The sequence below is a fragment of the Bacteroides sp. 90-K9/2 genome (assembly GCF_047310725.1).
GTDB classification, from domain to species: domain Bacteria; phylum Bacteroidota; class Bacteroidia; order Bacteroidales; family Bacteroidaceae; genus Bacteroides; species Bacteroides vicugnae.
Window position 1 is genome coordinate 114,545 of record NZ_JBCGVL010000009.1, and the last position, 25,260, is coordinate 139,804.

The following is a 25,260-nucleotide window of genomic DNA, read 5'->3' on the forward strand; positions in this document are numbered from 1 at the left end:
CTCTTGACAGCGATTGCGCGAAAGCGGTGCAAAGTAACGAATTATTTGCCAGATAGCCAAATGTTTTTGTATATTTGTAGCATATCTAAAAATAGCGAACATGAAACAGACTTATGCAAAGTATCTGATGGTGGCAGCGTTGGCAGGAGGCTTCCTGTTTACTTCCTGCCGGACCGCACGCGAGACTACGGCTCAGTACGAAGTAACTAAAGTAGAGGGTAGCATGATAACGATTGATTCCGTTTGGGACACCCATCCCAACGCGAAAGCTGCCGAAATATTAAAGCCTTATAAGGAAAAGGTGGACGCGATGATGTATGAAGTCATCGGTACCAGTGCGATGAAAATGGAAAAAGGAGCTCCTGAAAGCTTGCTTTCCAACCTTGTTGCAGGTGTTTTACAACAAGCGGCGGTTCAGGTGTTGGGGAAACCTGCCGATATGGGATTGGTAAACATGGGCGGCTTGCGAAATATTTTGCCTGCAGGAGATATCACAGTGGGAGATGTTTTTGAAATTCTTCCTTTTGAGAACTCCCTTTGCGTGCTGACTATGAAAGGGACGGACTTGAGACGTCTTTTTGAAGCGATTGCATCTTTACATGGGGAAGGAGTGAGCGGTATCCGCCTTGAAATTACCAAAGATGGAAAGTTGCTGAACGCCTTTGTCGGTGAAAAGCCACTAAAGGATGACCTGCTTTACACGGTGGCTACTATCGACTATCTGGCAGATGGAAACGGACGGATGGATGCTTTTCTGCAGGCAGAAAAGAGAGTATGCCCTGAAAATGCAACCTTACGCGGACTATTTCTTGATTATGTACGCAAACAGACTGCCGAAGGCAAAGCGGTTACCTCCAAACTGGATGGACGTATTACCATAAAATAAAAAGGAGAATCTAAAAATATATTGAATATGAAAAGATTTCAGATATTATTCCTGTTATGTCTTGCATTGGGCTTTACTTTCTCAATCTTTGCGCAAGATAAGGATACCAAAGAAGTGATTATTTTACAAACAAGCGATGTGCATAGCCGTATCGAACCTGTCAACCAGAAGGGGGACGAATACTATAACAAAGGCGGTTTTCTTCGTAGGGCTGCTTTTCTCGAACAATTCCGCAAGGAGCATAAGAATGTGCTGCTTTTCGACTGCGGAGATATTTCGCAGGGAACACCTTATTATAATATGTTCCGCGGAGAAGTGGAAGTTAAACTAATGAATGAAATGGGTTATGATGCTATGACTATCGGTAACCATGAGTTTGATTTCGATGTGGATAATATGGAACGCATTTTCAAGATGGCTAATTTCCCGGTTGTTTGTGCCAACTATAATCTGGATGCTACGGTATTGAAAGATATAGTTAAACCCTACGTCGTTCTTGAGAAATATGGTTTGAGAATTGGTGTGTTTGGCCTTGGAACCCAACCGGAAGGGATGATCCAGGCTAATAAATGCGAAGGAGTCGTTTATGAAGATCCTATCCGCGTATCCAACGAAATTGCTGCTTTGTTGAAAGACGAAGAAGGTTGTGATTTGGTAGTATGCCTGTCTCATCTGGGCATTCAAATGGATGAACATCTGGTTGCCGGGACACGCAATATCGACGTGATTCTGGGCGGGCACTCTCATACATTTATGAAAGGCCCCAAAACATACTTGAATATGGACGGAAAAGAGGTGCCTGTTATGCACACGGGAAAAAATGGTGTTCGTGTAGGCCGTCTCGATTTGACTTTGAAACATAAATGAAGATAATCCCCTCAATAGTAACTTTTTTATTCTTTATCGCAGCCGGTACGGTTTCAAGTCCGGCGCAAAATGCTACAACCGTTGAACCTCTGCTGGTGTATAAAGCCCTTCAGGACAAGGACTGCCGGCACTGGGTTGATTCGGTTATGGATAAGCTTTCCTTTAAAGAAAAGGTAGGGCAGTTATTCATCTATACCATTGCCCCGGTAGATACCAAACGAAATCTGGAACTGTTGCGTGAAGTCATCGACACCTATAAAGTGGGCGGACTTCTCTTTTCCGGTGGGAAGATGCAAAATCAGGTTGAACTGACAAACCGGGCGCAACGGCAGGCTAAAGTCCCTTTGATGATTACCTTTGATGGAGAATGGGGACTGGCCATGCGTCTGCGTGGCATGCCTGTTTTTCCACGGAATATGGTATTGGGATGTATCCGTGACAACAAGCTGCTCTATGAATACGGGCGTGAAGTTGCCCGTCAATGCCGGCAGATTGGAGTACAGGTCAACTTTGCTCCGGTGGCGGACGTGAATATAAATCCTAAAAATCCCGTTATCAATACCCGTTCTTTTGGAGAAGATCCGATACAGGTGGCTGACAAGGTAATCGCTTATGCTTCCGGTTTGGAAAGCGGAGGGGTTTTATCTGTGTGCAAACACTTTCCCGGACATGGAGATACCGATGTCGATTCGCATAAGGCGCTTCCGGTACTTCCTTTCACTCGTGAACGTCTGGACAGTGTGGAACTTTATCCATTTAAAGAAGCCATCCGTGCCGGATTGGGCGGTATGATGGTAGGACATTTGCAAGTTCCGGTGATAGAACCGATTGGTGGACTTCCGTCTTCCTTGTCCCGCAATGTCGTATACGATTTGCTGACAGATGAACTGGCGTTCAAAGGACTGATATTTACCGATGCGCTTGCCATGAAAGGAGTGGCGGGAAATGGAAATGTCAGTTTGCAGGCTTTGAAAGCAGGTAATGACATGGTATTGTCTCCCCGAAACTTGAAGGAAGAGATACCGGCCGTATTGGAAGCCATTGAAAAAGGGGAGTTGACCCGCGAAGATATTGAAAGCAAATGCCGCAAGGTCTTGACTTATAAATATGTGTTGGGACTCAAGAAAAAGTCGTATGTACAATTATCCGGTCTGGAACAACGGATCAACAGTCCGCAAACGCGTGATTTGGTTCGTCGGTTGAATTTAGCGGCAATAACAGTTCTGAACAACAAGAATCATATTCTCCCTCTGCATACAGACAAAGAGCAGACGATTGCATTGCTCGAGGTAGGAGATCCCGGAGAAACTGATGCGTTGGCGAAACAACTTTCCCGCTATACGTCTTTGGCTCGTTTTTCCCTTCGTGCCAATCAACCGGAAGGGGTAAATCAGCGGTTGCGTGATTCTCTGTCTACCTATAAACGGATCATTGTAGCCGTCAGCGAACAGCGGCTGGCTCCTTATCAGCCTTTCTTTGCGAAGTTTGTTCCCGAAAGCCCGGCCATTTATCTGTTTTTTACTCCCGGGAAGATGATGTTGCAGATTCAGCGGGCGGTGGCTCATGCTTCGGCAGTTGTGCTGGGACATAGTTATAATAGTGATGTACAGCGGCAGGTAGCAGATGTGTTATTTGCCAAGGCATCTGCAGACGGGCAGCTGTCGGCAAGTTTGGGAGAGCTGTTCCCGGCGGGAGCAGGAGTGACCATTACTCCCAAAACACCGTTGCATTTCGTTCCGGAAGAATACGGGCTTTCCTCTGTTCATCTTAAACGGATTGATTCCATTGCATTGGATGGTATTCGTCAGGGAGCCTATCCCGGTTGCCAGGTGGTGGTGCTGAAAAACGGTCATATTATGTTCGACAAGGCTTTCGGTACTTATACGGGCAAAGGAAGTTCTCGTGTCGAATCTACGAATATTTACGATCTGGCTTCCCTTTCAAAAACGACGGGTACTTTGCTTGCCATTATGAAACTCTATGATAAGGGACGTTTTAATCTGACAGATAAGATTTCGGATCATTTGCCGTTCTTGCAACGTACTGATAAGAAAGATATAACGATTCAGGAAATTCTGTATCATCAATCCGGTTTACCCTCCTGGATTCCTTTCTACCAGGAAGCTATTGACAAGGATAGCTATGATGGAAGGTTATTCAGTGCACGAAAAGATGCACACCATCCGTTACGGTTGGGGACCACCTCATGGGCGAATCCGAAATTCAAGTTCAAGAGTGAATATGTCTCTTCCGTTAAAACCGGTGATTATATTGTTCAGATCTGTGACAGCTTGTGGTTAAACCGTTCTTTCCGGAAGGTGATAGAAGAGAAAATAGCAGAAGCTCCGTTAAAGCAGAAACGCTATGTATATAGTGATGTAGGATTTATATTGTTGGGAATGTTGGTGGAACAACTGGCCGGTATGTCTATGGAAGCCTATTTGCAACGTGAGTTTTATGAACCGATGGGGTTGGAGCATACTGGTTATTTGCCTTTACGCCGTTTTGCCAAGTCGGAAATTGTTCCTTCTAATAAAGACCGTTTCTTGCGTAAAGAAATTTTGCAGGGATTTGTGCATGATGAGGCTTCCGCTTTCTTTGGCGGATTGGCCGGAAATGCCGGACTTTTCTCTACTGCCCGTGATGTAGCCCGCGTTTATCAGATGTTGCTGAATGGAGGGGAAATAGACGGTCAACGCTATCTGAGTAAGGAAACCTGTCAGTTGTTTACTACTGAAACATCGAAGATCAGCCGGCGTGGTTTAGGCTTTGACAAGCCCGATGCAGATGATCCGAAGAAAGGGAATTGTGCTCCTGCCGCACCTGCCGAAGTGTATGGTCATACCGGATTTACCGGTACATGTGCATGGGTGGACCCGGTGAATGAACTGGTTTATGTATTCCTTAGCAACCGGATTTATCCGGACGTAACGAACCGCAAATTGAACCAGCTGCACATTCGTGAGCGAATACAGGGAGCTATTTATGATGCGATGAAGAAAAAATAAAAAAAGAAAGGTAAAAGGTGCCTATATTAAAAGCTACCTTTTACCTTTTTTATTATTAACGTAATATTCTGATAGTTGCAGTTCTTTTTAGAACGATACACCCAAGCGGAAACCGAAGTTACTCAATCCGTCTACACTGTAATGCAGTACGTCAGCCTTGTTGGTACCATAGCTGTAGTACAAAGCAAAGTGCAAGCCCGGTCCGTAAACCCATGGGAATACATTGATACCTACTTCAGGAGAAGCGTAGAATCCCCAGCTGTTTTCTCTTGCTTCCAGCATATTGAAGTTAGAGCGGACTTTTGCATATTCAGCACCTAATTTAGCACTGACATAAGGTTGGAAAGACCCGCCACGATTCCACTGGTAACGTGCAGCAGCACCGAAAGGCAATTGGAAAATAGTATGCTGTTGGTCGGTAGTAACTTCACCGGCACCCATTTGGAAGGTTTCGCGGCCTACATATTCGTGGTTGCTGTGATAGTTCAGGAAAAGACCCAAGCCAATGTTAGGAGTAACGAAATAACCACCTTCGAAGTTCATACCCCAACCGCTTGCTTTATCTGCAAAGTGAATACTTAATGGAGCGTTGAACTGCCAGTCTATATTCGCATATCCGTTGTCTGATAACTGTGCCTTAGCCGGCATAGCGAAGGCGATGGCAATAGCCGCCAAGGCTACTACCTTGAAGTATATATTTTTTCTTGTTTTCATAACAGTTGTAGTTGTTTATTTGTTAGTAAGATAAGGTGACTGAGTGAATGATTGGTTGACAGCTTCTACTGCGAGAGTGCGGTTGATAGCTTTGGAACCAGTCTCAAATCCGGTCAGATAACTTGTCCATACAACAGGCAGTTTTTTACTGTCCCCTTGTTCAGCTTTCAAGTTCACCATTTCTGTCAGGAAGGAGTTAGTACTATAACTGTAAGTTACAGCGTACGGGTAGTACCATCCGCCACCCCAGTTGCCACCCCAGTAGCCAGGTCCCCAGTATCCGGGATAACCCCACCACCATTCAGGTTGTGCGTAGCTGGTGAAATAATAAGTACTTGCGATGTAGCTCACTTGGATACCAAGATCTGCACTTTCCTGGTCGGCTGCCGCTTCGTAACCTCTAGCTTCCATATTGTCTGTATAAGCAGCCAGAATTTGTTCTGCGCCTTCGCCTTCGAGATATTCCGGTTCTTTACTGTCACTAATCACCAGAATCTGGGGTGCCAGATAGAATGTAGGAACTTTGAAATCGGCTTTCTTGTCGTAGTTAGTGTATACCAGATAATTGTCATCCAGCTTACCCATGTCCGGGTCTTTTTCACATGAAGCGAGTGCAAAGACCGCCAATAAAATAGGAATTAATTTCTTCATATCTTTTATAATGTTTAGGTTATATAAAAATCGCGCCCAGGTACCTTGGGCTTTTGATAGAAACAACAAGAAAGGTGGAAAAAGGTTCAGATGGAAATTTCTTTTGCCGGAAAATTAACATATATCTTTTGCCCTGTTTAAAGAAAAACGGTGAGCACTCTGCCCCATTATCAGGGAGTTTGCTCACCGTTCATTATTTACAGATAATTGTTTGAAAATCCGTTTATTTAAACAGGGGTTTAAGTAGATCGGGTATCTCTACCTTATCAAGTTCCAGTTCATTTACTCGTTGCTTGCCCGTATGGGTCAGGTGGAAGTACATCTGTCTCCGGTCTTCACTTCCGAGCGACCGGATGATCAGCCCTTTTTCCTCCAGTATTCGCAGCATTTTGGATGTGTGTGAGGGGCTTAGCTCGGTTTGCTTGGACAGATTGGTAGCCGTCACTTTCTCCGATGCCTCTTTGAGGGCACACAATATCATTGCTTCATTTAGCGTTATCTGGTACATTTTTTCAAATGCTGTTTCAAAGTTTCCCATTGCTTTGAATACATCACGCATTGCACATATTGTTTTCATACCTTATTTGAATATTTTATTAGTTCATTTTTTAAATAAATAGATTAACGTTTGCGTTATCCGCCCGTTCCATATACGTTGCTACGCCGCCAATGGTCACCTCATCCAGAAGTTCTTCTTGTTTTACTCCCATCACATCCATTGACATCTGGCAAGCGATAAATTCCACACCGTTTTCCAAAGCTTGCCGGCGCAAAGATTCCAGTGAATCAATCCCTTTCTTGTTCATGATATACCGCATCATTTTTCCGCCCATTCCGCCCATGCTCATCTTAGAAAGTTTCAGTTTCTTGGAGCTGGAAGGCAGCATCATACCAAACATTTTTCCGAAAATATCCTTTTCGGTTTCCGGTTTGTGCAACTTCTTGATAACGTTCAGTCCCCAGAAAGTAAAGAAGATGGTGACTTTTTGTCCTGTAGCCGCTGCGCCGTTTGCCAGTACAAAAGTAGCCAAGGCTTTATCCAAATCATCACTGAACATGATGAAGGTTTTTCCTTTGCCCTCACATGAAGTAACAATATTGCACGATTTTGGTTCTCCTTTTTCTATGACAACAATAGATTTTCCTCCGGAGGTATCTTTCGAAATCAGTTGATTACCCGTCGAACTGCACCATGCGGCGGCGTCGCGCGGAAAACCGGGATCGGTAGAGGTGATTTCCACCCGTTCGCCTGAAACCAGTGTATCCATTGTTTTCTTCATTTTCAGAATCGGACCGGGACATTGTAACCCGCAGGCATCCACCCGGACTGTTTTGGCGGGGGTAGCGGAAACATCAGTTGCAGCAGTAGTGACGGGAGCTGTAGAAACGTTGGGCTGACTGGCTTGGGAAGCAGTTTCCTGCTGTATGGGTGATTCGTCTGTTTCGTTTCCATTTTCTTCCCGTATGATGATGGGAGCAGTGGCAGCCCGATAAGTCTTTAACCCTCCCGAGAGATTACGTACCTTGTCAAATCCGTGTTGTGTCAGTATACGGTAAGCAAGATAGCCCCGTAGCCCCACCGCACAGAATGTATAAATCATTTTATCTTTCGGCAATTCTGCCAACCGGTCGCGAAGTTCATCCAACGGAATATTCACGGCACCCGGTAAGCTACCCAATGAAAATTCATCCGGGGTGCGGACATCCAACAGGAATTTATTTTCCATTTCAATGTCCCGCAGTTCTCTCCAGTATACAGGATTGGTTCTACCTGTGATTATGTCTTCAGCTACATATCCTGCCAGTGCTACCGGATCTTTGGCCGAAGAGAACGGAGGAGCATACGCTTGTTCAACTTTCATCAGATCGTAGATTGTTCCCTCGTGCTTGATGACAAGTGCGAGTTCGTCAATCCGTTTGTCCACCCCATCGTAACCGACGATTTGTCCGCCATACAATCTTCCTGTCTTTTTATCGAAAGTGATTTTAATGCTCATCGGCATGGCATCCGGATAGTAGCCGGCATGGGAAGCGGGATGAATGGTAGACGACATATAGTCTATCTCTTCCTGACGCAGACGCTTGCCGGGTAAGCCGGTTGAAGCAACGGTCATGTCGAAAACCTTTGCGATTGAAGTACCGATAGAGCCTTCGTAAGGAATCTTTGCTCCGAGGACATTGTCCGCAACGATACGTCCCTGACGGTTGGCAGGTCCGGCGAGATAGTTGAGCCAGGGTTTGCCCGTGATCGGGTGGCGGAACTCGATCGCGTCACCGATAGCATAAATAGACTCGTCAGAGGTTTGCAGGTAATCGTTTACGGCGATACCTCCTGCAGGGCCGATAGTCAGTTCGGCAGCCCGTGCCAGATTAGTTTCCGGGCGGACGCCGATAGATAGAATAACGATGTCGGCAGAAATTGACTGGCCATTCTTGAAAGTAACTTTCAATCCTCTTCCATCCCGGCTAAAAGAGGCGACAGCTTGTTCCAAGTAGAGGTTTACTCCTTTATCCATCAGATGTTGGTGAACAAGTGATGCCATCGAAAAGTCGATAGGGGCCATCACTTGATTGCCCATTTCCACAATCGATACTTTCGCTCCCTGTGCCTGTAAGTTTTCCGCCATTTCAAGGCCGATAAATCCGGCTCCTACGACAACAGCTTTTCGTGGGGCGTGGTTCTTGATATATTCTTTGATCCGATCTGTGTCGGTGACATTCCTTAGTGTGAAGATTCCACTTAGGTCGATTCCGGGAAGAGGGGGGCGTACCGGAGAGGCTCCGGTAGATATGACTAACTTATCATAGCTCTCTTCATAAGTATCTTCACTGCTTTGGCGGACAGTCACTGTTTTTCTTTTCCGGTCAATGAAAATCACTTCATTTTCTGTGCGTACATCTACGCGGAAGCGTGTAGAAAAGGCTTCGGGTGTTTGCACGAACAATTTATCCCGTTCCTCTATCACTCCTCCTATATAATAGGGTAGGCCACAATTGGCATATGATATGTACTTTCCTTTTTCTAAAAGGACAATTTCAGCTGTTTCATCTACTCGTCTGATTCGGGCAGCAGTGGTGGCTCCTCCTGCAACTCCCCCAATAATAATTATTTTCATCTGTTTATAGCGTAAATAGTTTCCTGCGGAAATAACAAACTGTATCGAAGAAATGTTCATGGATTCAGATAAAAAAACTATATTTGCGCACCCTGTTTTTCATTCTTCTATTTAATGTAGATAAATTGTATGAATAAAATTCTTATTATTGACGATGAAGTCCAGATTCGCAGTCTTTTAGCTCGTATGCTGGAACTTGAGGGCTATGAAGTGTGTCAGGCAGGTGATTGCAAAGCTGCCATCAAACAACTGGAAATTCAATCGCCCGACATAGCTTTATGCGATGTTTTTCTTCCTGATGGAAATGGAGTGGATCTGGTGTTGAACATCAAGAAAATAGCTCCCAATGTAGAGGTGATTCTTCTTACTGCTCACGGCAATATTCCCGACGGGGTGCAGGCTATTAAAAACGGTGCATTTGATTATATAACAAAAGGAGATGATAATAACAAGATTATCCCTTTAATCAGCCGTGCCGTGGAGAAAGCAAAGATGAATGTCCGTTTGGAAAAACTGGAAAAGAAAGTCGGGCAGATGTACTCGTTCGATTCTATTCTGGGTGAGTCAAAGGTGTTGAAAGAGGCTGTATCTCTGGCGCAGAAAGTGTCTGTGACAGATGTTCCCGTATTACTGACGGGGGAAACAGGAACAGGAAAGGAAGTCTTTGCGCAAGCTATACATTATAGTAGTAAACGGAGCAAACAGAATTTTGTGGCGGTCAACTGTTCGTCTTTCAGCAAAGAATTGCTCGAAAGCGAGATGTTCGGACATAAGGCCGGCTCGTTTACCGGTGCACTGAAAGATAAGAAAGGACTTTTTGAAGAAGCTAATAACGGAACGATCTTTCTGGATGAAATCGGAGAGATGGCTTTCGAACTGCAGGCAAAGTTACTGCGTATCCTTGAAACAGGAGAATATATAAAGATCGGTGATACCAAGCCGACAAGAGTCAATGTGCGTATCATTGCTGCTACCAACCGCAACCTGCAGGAGGAGATCAAAGCAGGACATTTCCGTGAAGATTTGTTTTATCGTCTTTCGGTTTTTCAGGTGCATCTTCCTTCGCTCCGTGAACGTACCGGTGATATCCGGATTCTTGCAACTGCTTTCGCCAAGAGTTTCTCCGAAAAACTTTCGTATGCCATCAATGAGATGACTCCTGCTTTTCTGGAAGCTCTGGAACAACAGCCGTGGAAAGGGAACATCCGTGAATTGAGAAATGTGATTGAGCGTAGCCTGATTGTATGTGAAGGGGGACGGCTGGATATCTGCGACCTTCCTTTGGAAATCCAGAACACTCATTATGAATGTTCGGACGATAGTGTAGGCTGTTTTGAGTTGGCCGCAATGGAACGCAGACATATTGCACGTGTGTTGGAATATACGAAAGGGAATAAAACGGAAGCTGCCCGTTTGTTGAAAATCGGACTTACCACCCTGTACCGGAAGATAGAGGAATATAAAATCTAAGCATACATTTCCGGTTTCTTTTTATCCGGCTTTGAGTCAGGCTGCGCACTGACTCTCGAAAAATTGTCTGGACAGTGAACTAATCAGTCTGTTTTTATCTGTGGTATGTACAGATAGTGTGAAACAATGATCGCTTCCTCCATAAGAAATGAGAGATACGGGGATATCTTTGATAGTATCCATAATATGACTTTCTACTTGTGTGCGTTCCCAATGAAGGGAGCCGATGATATGTATCACAGACATATTTTCGTCCATAACCATTTCGGCATATTTATGTAGTTCCCTTTGAATGATTCGCAGGGTGTCCCGGCTGGTTGTCAGCATCATCGAGATGGATACATTGGATGAGGCCATTGAGATGACATTGATTTGATATTTGTTGATAACTTCCAATATCTTACCCATAAACAAATATCCGGGCAATACATTTAATGAGGTAAAACGTACAAAGGTAGCCGAATCCTGTGAGAGGATGGCCTTGACACTGTTGCCTGTGTCATGGGAAGATATATAGAGGCGTTCTGTTGACAGATCGTGTGTATCGGTTAGGCGGATAACTATATTAGAGCGTGCCGCAAGGGTGATACAATCTGCGTAGAGCAGGTGTACTCCGCTGTTAATCAGTTGTTCGGCTTCTATGTAGGTTAGTGAATGTTGTTCTCGCAGGCAATTCCGGTTTGCGTAGATATGGTTGATAGGGGTGGATAACAGTATTTCGTCCGCTTTGAATAGGGTGGCAAGCACTGTTGCATAGTAATCGTTGCGTTGTTCGCTCATGAAGTCTATTTCACCATACACATTCCTGCAAATGGAAAGTGGGGCGATAAAAATATCTACATTCCGGTTCTCGTCAATGTATTGTTGGATAGATTCCTGAATATATGGGATATCCGGCTTTCTTTCCAGGTTGATCTGTATAAGTTTGCCGGTATCTAATGTTTGGGTACGAAGACCCTGTTGACGTAAGCAATAAGTGAATAAATCGCTGGATAATCCGTATACTTCTGCTTTTATCATTTTATCAATCAGTAAATCTGCTTTGTCTTCTACAAGTATATGTATTTTCTTTATGCATTCCAGAATCCGGTTTTTAATTTCCTGATTTAGGTGCGAATCTGTAATGAGATGATTGGCAAGGGCACAGCAATATGTTTCGATGGCATTGACTGTGGCATGAGAAGCTTCATCTTCTTCGTGAAACCAACTGATGGAAATAGCCTGTAACCACTCCTGTAATTGTGCCAATATAGGGACTACAGCTACATAAGGATGTTCTTTCTGAATACAATTGATTACTTGCTTCATTTCATCCTCATCTTTAATTTTCTCGAATTTACAAACTTTCATTGTTATCTGGTTATTTATTGGTTACTACTCTTTTCAAAATGATATGCCCTTTTTCAAAAGAGAAAGATATTTAAGAATCATTCTTTAGCTTTAGAATATGGTATATCTCTATAAATCAATCTGTTAATATTGTAATCAATGTTTTTAATACATCTCTTTACTATAAGTAATCTGCTAATACCGTACCACATTGTGATATAAAGTAAGATTTATTATCTTTGGTATCCACTACGGGAGCGTTAGTCAGTAATTTGATTGGAGCAGGAGCGGGGAAAGAACTTTTTCCTGTTTGTCGTAAAGTTCTTAAGCTGGGCTATGTGGTGGGACTTCCGTTGATAGGGATAGCTCTTTGGAGCAATCAATGGATTGTCGGATTTTATACGAATAACGATAATCTGGTGAGATTAGCTTTCTATCCTTTTATAGTTATGCTGTTGAATTATACTTTTGCACTGCCCGGATATGTTTATATCAATGCTGTTACCGGTACAGGAAAGACGAAGCTCGCTTTTATCTTCCAGTTAATCACCATTCTTGTATATTTGATTTATCTGTATCTGTTAAGTGAATGTTTTCATGCTTCTCTGACTGTGTATATGATGGCAGAATATCTGTTTGTTATTTTATTAGGGATACAATCTGTCATTTACTTAAAGAGGAAATCCAACTAGAATATGTACTTTTGTGCTTTCAATACTTGATACTTTCTCAAAATGACTGAAGATATAAAGAATAAACTTTTGATGTGTGCGGAGATTTATCATCGTGCAGACTTTATTATAAGTGATCCGGTGCAGTTTCCCCATCGTTATACGCTGAAACAGGATATCGAAGTCAGCGGTTTGCTGACGGCGATTATGAGTTTTGGCAATCGTAAACAGATTTTGAAAAAGGCGGACGAACTGCATAGATTAATGGGAGATTCACCTTATCGATATGTATTGTCCCGCCAGTGGGAGAAGGATTTTCCTTCGGGAGCGACCAATAGCTTTTATCGGATGTTGTCGTATGCTGATTTTTATGGATACTTTCGGCGATTATATACAGCTTATACACAGTTTGAAAGTCTGGAGGAAGCTTTGATGTTATATCCCGGAATACCAATGGAAAAGTTATGTGCATTTCTTGAAGTCTCTGCTAAAAGTCCTCAAAAGAAACTGAATATGTTTTTGCGTTGGATGATTCGTCGGGATTCGGAGGTCGATTTGGGGATTTGGGAAAGTTTTGATCGCAGAGATTTGATTGTTCCTTTAGATACACATGTCTGCCGGGTAGCGCATTATTTCAAGTTGACAGATACGGAAACTTTTTCTTTGAAAAATGCCCGTCAGATAACGATGGCATTGGGTGAGGTCTTTCCGGAGGATCCTTGTTTGGGCGATTTTGCCCTGTTTGGATTGGGAGTGAATGGGGAGATTTAATATATGTCCTAATAAAATGAATTTTTCGATTATAATCGGAAAAGTGGATGTTAAACCAACTTTTGGGATTATAATCGAAAAAATAGAGAACTGTTAAAACGTTGTTATTTTGTTTGTGAAATCCCTCCAACCATTTGCATTCTTGTATTTTTCCACAGATCCGGCAGGAACACGAATGACAGTAATATCGTCCGGGAATCCGTACCATATTTTTTCAAATACCTGCGGAGGTGTTATCCCTTCTACCTTTACTTCTTTAATACCTGTATTATTGAAAGCTGAAAAATTAATCTGTGCGACGTTTGACGGACTGGTTAGTTGAGTCATTTTTCTATTACCACCCAGTAATCCCTGCCCCAATATCCGAATACTTTTAGGGATTTCGAAGTGAGCTAATTTCGGACATCCTTCAAGGCAGTAGGCGTGAATCATAGCCTCGGGATCATCATTGAAAACGGTTCCGTAGGTTGTCACTTCCGTTAATTCCGGACAGTAATAAAAGGCTCTTTGAGCTATAGTTGTAATACCATTCGGCAGCTTCACGGTCGTAATACCACTTTCCCGAAATGCTTCCAAACCTATTGTTCTTACATTTTCCGGAATCTCAATCGTTTTCAGTTGGGAAGTATTAAGAAATGCCTGCGCATCGATTTCCTTCAGTGTCACAGGTAACAGCACTTCTTCAACGCCTGCATATACAAAAGTGCTGGCGGGAAGTTTGGTGAGCTTAGTCCGGCTCAAATCTGCTTTTTTCAGATTCCGGCAATAATAGAATATGTTTTCTTCAAGTTGTTCCAGAGTCGTCGGAAATACAATTTCCTGAACGGTTGAATTGAAGAAAGCCATATCTCCAATAGATTGCAATCCTTCGTTGAGTACCACCTTGTTTATTTGACTACCTCTGAAAGCAGCCTTAGGAATGGACTTCACACTATTGGGAAGTGTGATTTCATTATGTCCTTTCAAAACTTCCGTCAATACTCCATTTTCTACACGGACGGGTGAAATCTGAACGGAAAAGCTTTTCTGTTTTCCTTCTATTGTGATGGTTACTTCCTGTTTTTCGACAGGCGCAGATGAAGAGAAACCACTAAGCTGTTCCGGAGAAACTTTCACAGGTCGTTGTTTCCCGTCATCATATTTTCCTGTCACGTTAAGGCCGGTTAAGTCTATATTCTCTCCTAATGCATAAATTGTTTTTGCGGGCAATTGTTCTATGGAGAAATCCTCAAGTAAGGCTCCGGTGGATTCAGAAGGATTTTCAGCCGAAGGTGAATCTTTCTTGTATTCATCATTTTCGGTGCTGCAACTTAATAATACAGCTCCTAAAATTATTTGCAAACAAGATGCCACAACTATATAGAGTCTAGTTTGTTTCATGTGATAAAAGTTTAGTTAGGGAATTGGGTTAAACGTATTTCAATTTTTATGACTTTTCCGGCTTCTACAGTTTTGCCGGCAGACCATATCTGGTAGTTGTCGGGACCGCCTCCTTTTTGTACCACGAATGTCAGTAACCGTTGCGATTGTGTTGCGAACCATTCTTCGCGTGGTAGTACAAAGGTTGCTATACCACTTTCATTTGTTTGGATGACTGCAGTAGGTCGGGTTAAATTATCTTTTTCAAAAGTCCTATAATCTTTTTCATTATACATTTTCACGGGAACATCCGTTATAATTTTTCCATTCTCATCATAAACGGCTACTATTACCTTAGCTTCTCTCACTTCTTCATTTCCTTTTTCGCATGCTACCATGAAAAGCATGGTGCATAGTAGAATAACAATCTTTCTCATAATCTTTTCTTTTTTCATTTTTTCGAATGCAAAAATAGTAAGATCGCATCAATTTTGAGTTATGAAGTAATCTGATAAATCTAACACTTTGTTTTTGAATATGTTGGTATTCAGTGTATTAGTTAAACTGTGTTTTGGGGATTTCTAACACTGGTCTAACACCTATCCGAAAAGTGCTAAAAACAGGTCTTTATTAGTGGATTCTGCCGATTTGATACGTGATTTGAGTCGTGATTTACGGGCATATACATTAGCAACGGTATCTTTCATAAACAAACTGATTACTTGTGGAGAAAAACCTACGAAAATATAGCAGAGCAACCGGATGTCAGCTTCTTTCATTGCCGGAAAATCATTCCGTAGTTTTTCCATAGCATTGTCATGGCAGGTGTTCACGATAAGTTCCAGCTCTTGCAGCATTTCATTGTTCTCTGCAAAATCAGTGATAATCTGTTTCACTTCGTGGAACATGGCTGCCTGTTGCGATGCAGTATTCTCTCGCTCGTAGTAAGTTTTTCCCAGTTTGTCAATGATGTCAAAGCGTGAAGCTACCAAACCTTTTAAATGATTTTCCGCATTCTGCTGTCCTTCCATGTATTCTGTCAAGGTTTTGTATTGAGAGTTGGCTTCTTCTGCCAATAGCAGATAGCGGTCGGTACGTTCGCGTTGCAAGCGCAGACGTTGGCGGATGATGTAGTATGCTACCCCTATTATCAGAAGAATTACGGTTGCTACGGCAATCTCCCAAATAGTACGGTTCTTCATCCGATATTCGGCAAATTTGGATCGTTCCTTGAAATAATCACGTTCCACCATACCGGCAGAGAATTGCATATTCGAACGTGTCAGTGAGTCAGTCAGATAGATATAATGATGTATCTTCTCCGTCGCTTTCTCGAAGTTCCTGGCCTGTGCTTCAATCCGATAAGCGGTGTATTGCAGGTCTGCCATATCACGAATATCGGTTGTGTGTGCTTCTGCGAGTGCCAGATAGTAGCGTGCGCTGTCTATACGGTTCTTTAGAAGATTCACATCTACTAATGTATGATATCCGTATAACGTATCTTGTCGGGCAGAGAGTTCAATACGTTGCAGCAGGTCATGAGGAATCTGTTTTTTGCTTGACACCACATAAAGAGAGGCAAGATTGGTGAGACTGGCTTTGGCTAACTTATCGTACTTGTGCTCATCAGCTAAATCAAGGGCGGCAGAATAGAGCCGCATAGCTTTCTCTATATCTTTCGAATGAAAAGTTGCGGCTGCCATATCAAGAGTTGATTCTGTTTCTTCGCGAGTGTTATCAGATTGTCGGAAGTTATTGCGAGCTTCGCGAAAATAATGATAAGCCCGGCTATAGTTCATCTGTTCATAATACACTTCACCGATCTGCCTGTATAAAAGCCCTGCATAATAAGGTTCATTGGTATCTTTCAATTTCTCTTCAACTTTCAGGAAAAGGCGTAACGCTCCCGGCTTGTCTCCTGCGCGCAGTTTGACTTTTCCCCAATAATAGAGAGTTTTGCATTGACTGCGTAAATCTTTGGGATGATGTTTGTAATACTCCCAAGCCCGACGAATCAGCGAATCATTTGTTGCTTTGATATGATTTTTGTCTAAAGCTTCGGAATAAAGCAACGCATATCTGGCCTGTTCAGCCTGACTGCCTTCTGATTTGAGTTGTTGTAATATTGTTAAGGCACTATCCGGCTTGTTTTGTAACAGTGCTTCCGCCTCGTCGAGCCGGGAAATCTGTTCTCTGTTATAGCATCCTGTAAAAAAGAGAATAGCTAATAGTATGAGTATAATTCTGCATTTCATGCTGTGAATGTAATAAAAATATTTCGAGTTTAGTTAAAGGCGTCTATAAATATTTCGGCGCTTGTTTTGAGAGTGTGGAAATTGAAGAGATAATGAGTGCATTCTTTGTGTTTAATATTGTAATTCATGGATGATAATTTTTATCTTTGCATTAGGAATCATTTATCTTTTGTATTTAAATTTTGTTGAGGTATGGTAGACGTTTTAACAAAAGAGCAACGGCGGAAGTGCATGTCGAATATTCGTAGTAAAAATACGAGGCCGGAGATTCTTGTGCGGAAATATCTATTTTCCCAAGGTATTCGTTTTCGTGTTAATGTGAAAAAGTTGCCAGGAACTCCTGATATTGTGTTAAGAAAGTATAGAACAGTGATCTTTGTAAATGGCTGTTTCTGGCATGGACATGAAGGGTGTAAATATTATGTTTTGCCGAAGACCAATACAGAATTCTGGAAGGAAAAAATAGAGAAGAATAAAGAACGGGATCTAAAAGAACGAATGCAACTCCGGACTATGGGATGGCATGTTATTTTATTATGGGAATGTCAGTTGAAAAGTAAAGTTCGGGACCAAAATTTGAAAGGGTTGTTATATACTTTGAATAAGATAGTATTAGAAAACTATAATGCAAAACATATAGACTGACTGTATTAGTTTGGCTAATCGTTAAAAAAGTTAGAATGGAATGTTTTTCAGGGCAATGATGTACACCAGCTTTGTTCTCTCTTATTTAGGTTATTAATACTATTAGTGAAGATGGGATTCGTTATTCTCGATAAAAAACTATATTTTTGTATCCAAATCAATAATTGAATGACAGCTAAGCAACTAATCATACAAGATATAAAACTCGTTGACTTTCCGGAAGAGGTTGATGTACAAAATGGCATCAAGATATATGGCGAAACTAGTTGGGAGAACCAATTGGCAGTGTTAAGCCATTACCTGCATAATAATGATTGTGTTGGTAATGAACAAAGTAAGAAAGAAATATTATATACTATCCGGGAATTTTTGGAGCGAAAAAAAAGTAATAAGGAAGAGACGATAACTGAAGAGTATGTAATGAAGGTTGCTGAAAACCCTGTTGAGTATAGTCTCTTTTCTGACTTTTTTAGGGTTCCTTTCCCTAGTCCTCAATCTCCCCAATTTACTTTTATTGATTTATTTGCAGGCATGGGAGGTTTTCGTTTGGCGATGCAGGCACAAGGTGGAAAATGTGTTTTTTCTTCGGAATGGAATAAATATGCTCAAAAAACTTATTTGGCGAACTTTGGTGAAATGCCATTTGGAGATATAACGAAAGAAGTTACTAAAAGTTATATACCTCAATACTTTGATATTTTATGCGCAGGTTTTCCTTGCCAACCTTTTTCTATTGCCGGTGTTTCTAAAAAGAAAAGTTTAGGACGGGAAACGGGCTTTAAGGACAAAACTCAAGGTACACTTTTCTTTGATGTAGCGGATATTATTAGTCGTCATCGCCCTAAAGCATTTTATTTGGAAAATGTGAAGAATTTGTTGTCACATGATAAGGGCAATACCTTTAAGATTATAAAAGGTACACTGGAAGAATTGAATTATTCGATTCATTTTCTGGTTATGGATGGGCAGGCTTATGTACCTCAGCATCGGGAGCGTATTATGATTGTTGGATTTAATCGTGAAATTTTTCATGGGAAAGAACAATTCTGTTTTCCTGAACAAAAACAATCTACACGGGGCATACGGGAGATTTTAGAGCCGGATGTTGATGATAAATATACATTGAGTGATAAACTTTGGAGTTATTTACAGAACTATGCAGAGAAACATCGCGTAAAAGGAAATGGTTTTGGGTTTGGGATGGTTGATCTTAACGGTATCTCTCGTACATTGAGTGCCCGTTACTATAAAGATGGTTCAGAAATACTTGTTCCACAAGGAAATGGGAAAAATCCTAGAAGATTGTCACCTCGTGAATGTGCTCGATTGATGGGCTATCCTGATAAATATCGTTTAGATCAAGTCTCTGATGTACAAGCGTATCGGCAGTGTGGAAATTCTGTAGTAGTTCCACTCATAACTGCAGTTTCTGAACAAATTATTAAAACAATCAATAATTATGAGCAACATTCTGGACTCTGCGATACAGAGTGTGCAGCAATCTAAGGCTGCTTGGTGCCGGTTTATAACTGGAAATGATACAGGTGCAACAGGAAGTCATCAAGCAGGTTTTTATATACCTAAGTGTGCATCGAGTTTACTTTTTGATGAACCGGGAAAGAAAGGGGAAAACAAGGAGAAAACTGTACAAATAAAATGGCAGGATGACTTTACAACGGAAAGTTGTATGAAATATTATGGACAAGGTACACGTAATGAGTATCGTATAACCCGTTTTGGTCGTGGCTTTCCTTTTTTTCAAGATGATAATGTTGGAGATTTACTCATTATTGCTAAATATACTGAAGAAGATTATTTGGGCTATGTTCTTAGTGCTGATGAAGATATAGATGGATTTTTTGCTTATTTCAATCTTGCTCCAGACGAAACAAATCAATTAATAGATGTAGCGGGTGTTATTAAACCAGACGAAAAAATAGTGCAACTCTTCCATGATTTTGTTAGTCGTTTTGATAAATTTCCAGACACTCGACAAATGGCATTAGGAGCACGAGAATGTTATAATAAGGCTTATAAAATTAGTGAAAATGTTTTTAAAACTAATCCTGATGATGTCTTGTTGAATTGGGTAGATACTGAATTCCGACTGTTTAAATGTATGGAAGAAAAATTTTATGTGGATATAATAACACATTCTTTTGATAGTATTGATACATTTATACAAACAGCTAACGAAGTACTTAATCGTCGTAAGTCTCGTGCCGGTAAATCATTAGAGCATCATTTATCTGATATATTTGTACATAATGCACTTGTTTTTGAGGAGCAAGCTGTAACTGAAGATAATAAAAAACCGGATTTTCTTTTTCCAAATAGTAAATGTTATCGCAATATACAATTTCCGGCTGAGGACCTTATCGTTTTGGGGGCTAAGACTACTTGCAAAGATCGTTGGCGGCAAGTATTGACGGAGGCGGATCGTGTGGATGATAAATTTTTATTTACTCTTCAGCAGGGAATATCAAAGAATCAGTTAAAAGAGATGCACGATTCCCGACTTACACTTGTTGTTCCTCAAAAGTATATTTCAAGTTTTCCACGAGACTATCAAGATGAAATAAAAGATCTTCTAGGATTTGTCTTAATGGTAAAGGAGAAGCAGGAACATTTACCAAAACATTATTTTATATAAAAACCAGGAGTTCTTCATAACAGTATGGAGAGCTCCGAATTTTTTATTTTCAATATGAATAAATTTTAATCAACTGTTTGAGCGTAATCAATCGTTAGAATACTCAACATACTCATCAACTATACTATCATTCATATGTTCTAAATGAGGTTCTTTTCTCAATTCTTTCACTGATTCATAAGAAATGAAAGTACATATTTCCGCAAGAGGCCCTTTTTCCATAAAAGCAAAGACCGGTCGGTTGATTTGTTCGAATACAGCTTCCCTGCGTTCGATGGAAGCAACGATGTGGATTTTTATGTCAAGCATTGGTTGAAGGGCTAATAAGTCAGCCATTCTTAAAATACCGGAATAAATGGCGGTTGTTCCTTCTACCTCAAACGCTCTGACTATGGAATGTCGTTTTATCCATAATACATCTATATTCTCTATAACTTTAAGAGTTGGGCCATCAAACACTAATGGTAGATTTTCTAATAAGGTATTATTTTGTAATGGCTTCCACTTGTTTAAGACTCTACTTCTGTCTGATTTGGGCAACCAAATTTTATAGCCCAATTTTTCACCTATTTCGGCTAAAGTAGCTTGTATCTGAATAGATTCTCTTTCTTCTTTACTTGTATTGGCTTTATTTTGTGATGTTTCGTCAGGTATTTCTATGACCGTTTCTTTCTCACTGGAAACTCTGACCTTTGTCAATGAACGTACTTTTTTCTTTTCAGCTCCTGAAAAAGGATAGTCTTTCATTTCAGATTGTTGTTGTAAAATAACTTGTTCAAGGTATTTACAATCTTCTTTTGGCCAAAGTCTGGGACTGGAAAATACCATATAAGTCCATCTGGCGCTATCACTTGGTAACTTTTGGGTAAATGATAGATGGTTCCAAATGATATTTTCGTGTATCGGAATTCCCTTTTCTAATGGTAGCCATGCAATTGGTTTTACTTTGAATCTCAAAGTGAAAGGATCATCCTCTTGGGTAAATATAGGTTTTGAGTCTATAAAGAAATTACTTGTAATTTCTAATATTCCGATAAAACGTTGAATTTTGGTGCAATAACATATGAACTTATCGCCAATGTTTATGTGTTGATTTTCTACATATGCCTTACGAGATATGCGGAATCCGCTGATTTCTTGGTTAGATTCAGAAAATGCCAATGCAGTGTTAGGAGAAAAAAGATTTATGTAGTATTTCATGGCTTTATGTCTTATTTTTGACAAATTTATAAAAAGTATTTTGGATGATATGATATTTGTAGGATTTTTTTTAGATGAAAATTATTCTTCCTTCATTTTCTTCCTCCACCTCTGAAACCCTCTCATCAAACTTTCCTCTTCCATTGACTCCACCATATCGTACTTCACCACGAACTCATGCATTGACTTTATATACATCACCCCATTTTTGAACTTATTTTCTAGCAGGAATGAATAAAGCTCCGCTTTCATTTCTACCTCAATTTCATTTTCAATAATAAAGATACTGTCCTGACCGAAGTAATTATAAACTTCCGGACTCTTCCCTTGTCTTGGGTTGGGAAGAACGAAAGTGATATTTCCTATTTCTTTCCAGGATACACCTTGCGGATGAGGAACGGATAACTGATGTAAGAAGTGATAAATGGGAGTGAGGTGGGAGAGGTGGATTGGAATAGGGAGCCTTGAAGGCGGATTGTTGTGCGATAGAGGTTCTGAACTTAGTCCGTACCGGACATACATATACTTCGCCAGATATGGCTTAATGGCAAACGTAACTGTAACCATGGGATTTGAATTTTGAATTGTTGAAATTTCTTGTATGCTAATTGCCGCTTGAGTCGGCAGATTCCGTCGTGTTTGTTAGAGAAAATTCCATGGGTACGGGACGGAATTTTAATTCAGTAAGAAGTTGAAATTCAAACGGTTACAAATGCTGGTTTTCCTTTAAAACCAACGGGTCGTTCCTTTAAAAGGAACGACCCGTTGCACACCGAGGAACGACCTCTTCCTTTTAAAGGAACGGACGGCTCCTTAAAATCCATATTGCAAAGCTATACGTAATATTCTGATTTTTCAAAATGAATAATAGCTTGAATCTGTTATTTGTGTAATAAAATATGACTATTTCCGTACTTGTTTAATTTATGCGCATATATATAGAAGCTATGTAATTAAAACAGAATAAATATATGAGCGTATAATTTAACTATATTTATACTCCAAGTATTCTTGAACTTGCAAAACCTTTTATGGCACTCCTTGTTTTGGCTTGTGAGGGGCAGGTTGGAAATTTAAATAATGTGCAAATAATAGCAAAAAAGGAAGGGAAGAATATGACAACATCAGTTAGGCTTATGCTGAATAAGGGCAGGAGATTGAATAATGGTACTTATCCTTTGGTGTTTCAAGTGATACATAGTAGGAGAAAGAAACTGTTATATACCGGATTCCGGTTAAAAGAGGAAGTATTCAATGAGGCAGAGGAAAAGATTGTTGATGGTACGGATGCCACACTAACCGCTACGGACATCACAAAGATGAATCGTGAACTGCGGAAAATGAAAAATATGATTCATACACGGATCCGGCAGCTTGAACGGACAACGGAGCCTTTTACAGTAGAAGATGTATTGGCACAATTCACCCGTGCGAACGTAAGACAGCAATTTTACATACTGCGCTATATTGATACACAAATTGAACGGAAAAAAAAGTTGAAGAAAGAGGGGACGGCTGCGGCATATAAAAGCACGCGTTCATCATTGGCTAAGTTTCTGGACGGTTCGGACATCCGGATGCTAGAGATTGATTTACGTTTTATCCGGCGCTATGAGGATTTTTTGTATAATAATGGAGTTGCCGAAAATACGGTGAGCTATTATTTGCGGAATTTGCGGACTCTTTATAATCAGGCTGTGGTGGATGGCTATCATCCTCATGGAGAATATCCCTTTGTGAAAGCGCAGACGCGTCCGGCTAAAACAGTGAAGCGTGCCTTGAGCCGTGAGGATCTTCAAGCTCTGGCGAATCTCAAACTAGAGGATGCTCCTGAACTGAAGTTTGCCCGTGACCTGTATTTGTTTAGCTTCTATGCGCAGGGAATGGCCTTTGTGGATATTGTCCTTTTGAAGAAATCTGATATTTATAATGGTGTGTTGACCTATTCCCGGCATAAGTCTAAGCAATTTATTCGCATTGCCGTAACGCCTCAAATGCAGGAGTTGATGGATAAGTATGAAACAGAAGGAAAATATGTATTTCCGATTATCCGTGACAATTCTTCTTCAGAATATACGCAGTACCGTCTGGCCTTGGGGCGTATAAACCGGCATTTGAAAAGAATAGCTGCCATGATTGATGTCAAAATACCTTTGACTACTTATACAGCCCGCCATACTTGGGCTACCCTCGCCCGTGACTGTGGTGCGCCGGTTTCCGTGATTAGTGCAGGATTGGGACATACATCAGAAGAAATGACCCGTATTTATTTGAAGGAATTCGACGTTTCCCAACTTGATAAGGTGAATAGTATAGTGACTAAATTGTTCTAAAAGTAAGATTTTTCATACTATAATTCCTGATAAAAAATTGCAGGTATTAATATTTTATATATATTTGCACTATTGTAATCTATTCCATAATAGAGAGTAGCACAAAAAGGGTTCTATTGATTTATTTGTTTTCACGTTGCAAAGTAAGCTTATATTTCTTTTATATTAATTGCAATAAAGTCCGAAAATTTGTTCATTTTGTACAAACATGGAAAATACTTGCTAATTTGTTTCATTATTAGCCTGATAGCGCTTAATTAATTGTTTGGGAGTGCATCCGAAATGCTGCTTGCAGTAACGGCCAAAATAACCTTGTGAGTCAAATCCCAGTTCTTCGATGACATCTTTTATACATATCCCCGGTTCAGTCAGTTTTTTCAAAATCAGTTGGTTTCTTTGTTTCAGCATCCATTGTTTGGCTGTCATTCCGAATACTTCGTTGAATCTTGCAAAAAAACAACTTCTCCCCAGATTGGACAGAGAAATTAGTTTCTCAATATTATTCACTTTGGTATAGTTGTTCATGATAAAATCTTTAAAGTCAATGCTTTTTCCAATAATAGGATAAAACAATGTTGCAATATCTTTTTTCTCATAAAACCCGCGAAGTAGGAAGAATAATTCCTGTTGCATCAGTGTGTGCAGGTGTAAACAGTTCATGCCATTTCTGATGCAGTGGATCAGTACCTCTAAAAAGGGAGTCAGCGGATAACGTATTTTAATCGGTTCGAACAGGTATTCCATATTCTCGCAAATATTTGATAATGATTGTAATAGTAGTTTGTCGCAGCTGTTTTCTGGTATATCGAAAAACATTAAAAGCAACTTTGATTCTTTGGGGGCCACTCCTTTAAATAATGAAGAACGTGGAATCAATATCATGTCGCCTGTTTGGAACGGCTTGTTGTGAAACTGGTTGTAGCTTATAGTTATGTCACCTTTGAGAAAGAATAAAAGGTAGTTTTTATTTGTGTTGTCTTCTCCAAATTCCGTATCTTCCGTAAATTCAATAAATTTGAATCCGGTTTCGATAGTAGTCATATAGTTTTGACATGACAAATGCTCTTCGATGTATAGCAACTCGCTTTCCATATGTTTTGTTTTTATGAATATTATTAAAATTGTTTGACCTGTGCGATTTTCTTTGTTTCACAATTGTTTCAGAATCTATTTTATTAATAAATTAAATATCAGCTTTTTGTTTGAACATTGTTTTGTTTTATTCTTCATTTATTGATTCTGAAACAGCTGTTACATTCGTAAATAATTGTAATGTATTGATATATAGTAATATACGGTGATGTATATGCAGTTTATTTGTGCTACTCTCTA

The 25,260-nt window shown here is 40.6% G+C and carries 20 protein-coding genes and 1 pseudogene; 10 read left to right on the forward strand and 11 right to left on the reverse strand.

Annotation, left to right across the window (positions count from 1 at the left end):
- The first annotated feature begins 100 nt into the window (after positions 1-100).
- Genes AAHJ11_RS18275 through AAHJ11_RS18285 form a run of 3 tightly spaced genes read left to right on the forward strand, consistent with a single transcriptional unit; the run spans position 101 to position 4,761 of the window.
- Positions 101-886 carry a 5'-nucleotidase C-terminal domain-containing protein gene (locus AAHJ11_RS18275; protein ID WP_148367103.1) on the forward strand — a complete coding sequence of 262 codons (786 nt, stop codon included), beginning with the start codon at positions 101-103 and terminating at the stop codon, positions 884-886.
- Positions 887-913: 27 nt separating this feature from the next.
- Positions 914-1,753 carry a bifunctional metallophosphatase/5'-nucleotidase gene (locus tag AAHJ11_RS18280; RefSeq protein ID WP_148367104.1) on the forward strand — a complete coding sequence of 280 codons (840 nt, stop codon included), beginning with the start codon at positions 914-916 and terminating at the stop codon, positions 1,751-1,753.
- Entirely contained in the window at positions 1,750-4,761 is a 3,012-nt protein-coding gene (locus tag AAHJ11_RS18285; RefSeq protein ID WP_320979243.1) for a glycoside hydrolase family 3 N-terminal domain-containing protein, read from the forward strand. The genes AAHJ11_RS18280 and AAHJ11_RS18285 overlap by 4 nt, the downstream gene beginning before the upstream one ends.
- 87 nt (positions 4,762-4,848) lie before the next feature.
- Here AAHJ11_RS18285 and AAHJ11_RS18290 read toward each other — a convergent pair whose 3' ends face one another.
- The 4 genes from AAHJ11_RS18290 to AAHJ11_RS18305 all read right to left on the reverse strand — a co-directional run bounded on the left by AAHJ11_RS18290 (position 4,849) and on the right by AAHJ11_RS18305 (position 9,242).
- Positions 4,849-5,475, reverse strand: a complete 627-nt coding sequence (locus AAHJ11_RS18290; RefSeq protein ID WP_413579972.1) for a porin family protein — start codon at positions 5,473-5,475, stop codon at positions 4,849-4,851.
- A 15-nt stretch (positions 5,476-5,490) separates the two neighbouring features.
- Positions 5,491-6,126 carry a DUF4136 domain-containing protein gene (locus AAHJ11_RS18295; protein ID WP_074558601.1) on the reverse strand — a complete coding sequence of 212 codons (636 nt, stop codon included), beginning with the start codon at positions 6,124-6,126 and terminating at the stop codon, positions 5,491-5,493.
- A 223-nt stretch (positions 6,127-6,349) separates the two neighbouring features.
- Positions 6,350-6,703, reverse strand: coding sequence for a MarR family winged helix-turn-helix transcriptional regulator (locus tag AAHJ11_RS18300; RefSeq protein ID WP_148367106.1), 354 nt, complete (start codon positions 6,701-6,703; stop codon positions 6,350-6,352).
- 31 nt (positions 6,704-6,734) lie between these two features.
- Positions 6,735-9,242 (reverse strand): FAD-dependent oxidoreductase, encoded by a 2,508-nt coding sequence (locus tag AAHJ11_RS18305; protein ID WP_148367107.1) that lies wholly within the window; start codon positions 9,240-9,242, stop codon positions 6,735-6,737.
- 129 nt (positions 9,243-9,371) lie between these two features.
- Here AAHJ11_RS18305 and AAHJ11_RS18310 point away from each other — a divergent pair, with 129 nt between their 5' ends.
- Positions 9,372-10,712, forward strand: a complete 1,341-nt coding sequence (locus AAHJ11_RS18310) for a sigma-54-dependent transcriptional regulator (protein ID WP_148367108.1) — start codon at positions 9,372-9,374, stop codon at positions 10,710-10,712.
- Between the two features lie 36 nt (positions 10,713-10,748).
- On the opposite strand, the gene AAHJ11_RS18315 is transcribed toward AAHJ11_RS18310, so the two are convergent.
- Positions 10,749-12,062: an aspartokinase gene (locus AAHJ11_RS18315; protein WP_148367109.1), complete on the reverse strand. Its 1,314-nt coding sequence runs from the start codon at positions 12,060-12,062 to the stop codon at positions 10,749-10,751.
- Between the two features lie 215 nt (positions 12,063-12,277).
- On the opposite strand from AAHJ11_RS18315, the pseudogene AAHJ11_RS18320 reads away from it, so the two are divergent.
- A pseudogene (locus tag AAHJ11_RS18320) lies at positions 12,278-12,733 on the forward strand (MATE family efflux transporter); the annotation flags it as partial.
- Between the two features lie 42 nt (positions 12,734-12,775).
- On the forward strand, positions 12,776-13,483 hold the full coding sequence (locus AAHJ11_RS18325) for a TIGR02757 family protein (protein ID WP_148367110.1): 708 nt from the start codon (positions 12,776-12,778) through the stop codon (positions 13,481-13,483).
- 93 nt (positions 13,484-13,576) lie between these two features.
- Here AAHJ11_RS18325 and AAHJ11_RS18330 read toward each other — a convergent pair whose 3' ends face one another.
- The 3 genes from AAHJ11_RS18330 to AAHJ11_RS18340 all read right to left on the reverse strand — a co-directional run bounded on the left by AAHJ11_RS18330 (position 13,577) and on the right by AAHJ11_RS18340 (position 17,097).
- Positions 13,577-14,863, reverse strand: coding sequence for a leucine-rich repeat protein (locus AAHJ11_RS18330; protein WP_413579974.1), 1,287 nt, complete (start codon positions 14,861-14,863; stop codon positions 13,577-13,579).
- A gap of 11 nt (positions 14,864-14,874) precedes the next feature.
- Positions 14,875-15,279, reverse strand: a complete 405-nt coding sequence (locus AAHJ11_RS18335; protein WP_148367111.1) for a hypothetical protein — start codon at positions 15,277-15,279, stop codon at positions 14,875-14,877.
- A gap of 162 nt (positions 15,280-15,441) precedes the next feature.
- Entirely contained in the window at positions 15,442-17,097 is a 1,656-nt protein-coding gene (locus AAHJ11_RS18340) for a tetratricopeptide repeat protein (protein WP_148367112.1), read from the reverse strand.
- 192 nt (positions 17,098-17,289) lie between these two features.
- On the opposite strand from AAHJ11_RS18340, the gene AAHJ11_RS18345 reads away from it, so the two are divergent.
- From AAHJ11_RS18345 to AAHJ11_RS18355, 3 genes are all read left to right on the forward strand, one after another.
- On the forward strand, positions 17,290-17,742 hold the full coding sequence (locus AAHJ11_RS18345; protein WP_148367113.1) for a very short patch repair endonuclease: 453 nt from the start codon (positions 17,290-17,292) through the stop codon (positions 17,740-17,742).
- Between the two features lie 168 nt (positions 17,743-17,910).
- On the forward strand, positions 17,911-19,248 hold the full coding sequence (dcm, locus tag AAHJ11_RS18350) for a DNA (cytosine-5-)-methyltransferase (RefSeq protein WP_148367114.1): 1,338 nt from the start codon (positions 17,911-17,913) through the stop codon (positions 19,246-19,248).
- Positions 19,202-20,395 (forward strand): type II restriction endonuclease, encoded by a 1,194-nt coding sequence (locus AAHJ11_RS18355; RefSeq protein WP_148367115.1) that lies wholly within the window; start codon positions 19,202-19,204, stop codon positions 20,393-20,395. The genes dcm and AAHJ11_RS18355 overlap by 47 nt, the downstream gene beginning before the upstream one ends.
- Positions 20,396-20,482: 87 nt before the next feature.
- Here AAHJ11_RS18355 and AAHJ11_RS18360 read toward each other — a convergent pair whose 3' ends face one another.
- Positions 20,483-21,595: a hypothetical protein gene (locus AAHJ11_RS18360; protein ID WP_148367116.1), complete on the reverse strand. Its 1,113-nt coding sequence runs from the start codon at positions 21,593-21,595 to the stop codon at positions 20,483-20,485.
- Between the two features lie 81 nt (positions 21,596-21,676).
- Entirely contained in the window at positions 21,677-22,162 is a 486-nt protein-coding gene (locus AAHJ11_RS18365) for a hypothetical protein (protein ID WP_148367117.1), read from the reverse strand.
- A 548-nt stretch (positions 22,163-22,710) separates the two neighbouring features.
- Here AAHJ11_RS18365 and AAHJ11_RS18370 point away from each other — a divergent pair.
- Entirely contained in the window at positions 22,711-23,928 is a 1,218-nt protein-coding gene (locus AAHJ11_RS18370; protein WP_148367118.1) for a site-specific integrase, read from the forward strand.
- Between the two features lie 222 nt (positions 23,929-24,150).
- Here AAHJ11_RS18370 and AAHJ11_RS18375 read toward each other — a convergent pair whose 3' ends face one another.
- Positions 24,151-25,035 (reverse strand): helix-turn-helix domain-containing protein, encoded by an 885-nt coding sequence (locus tag AAHJ11_RS18375; RefSeq protein WP_148367119.1) that lies wholly within the window; start codon positions 25,033-25,035, stop codon positions 24,151-24,153.
- Positions 25,036-25,260: the final 225 nt, after the last annotated feature.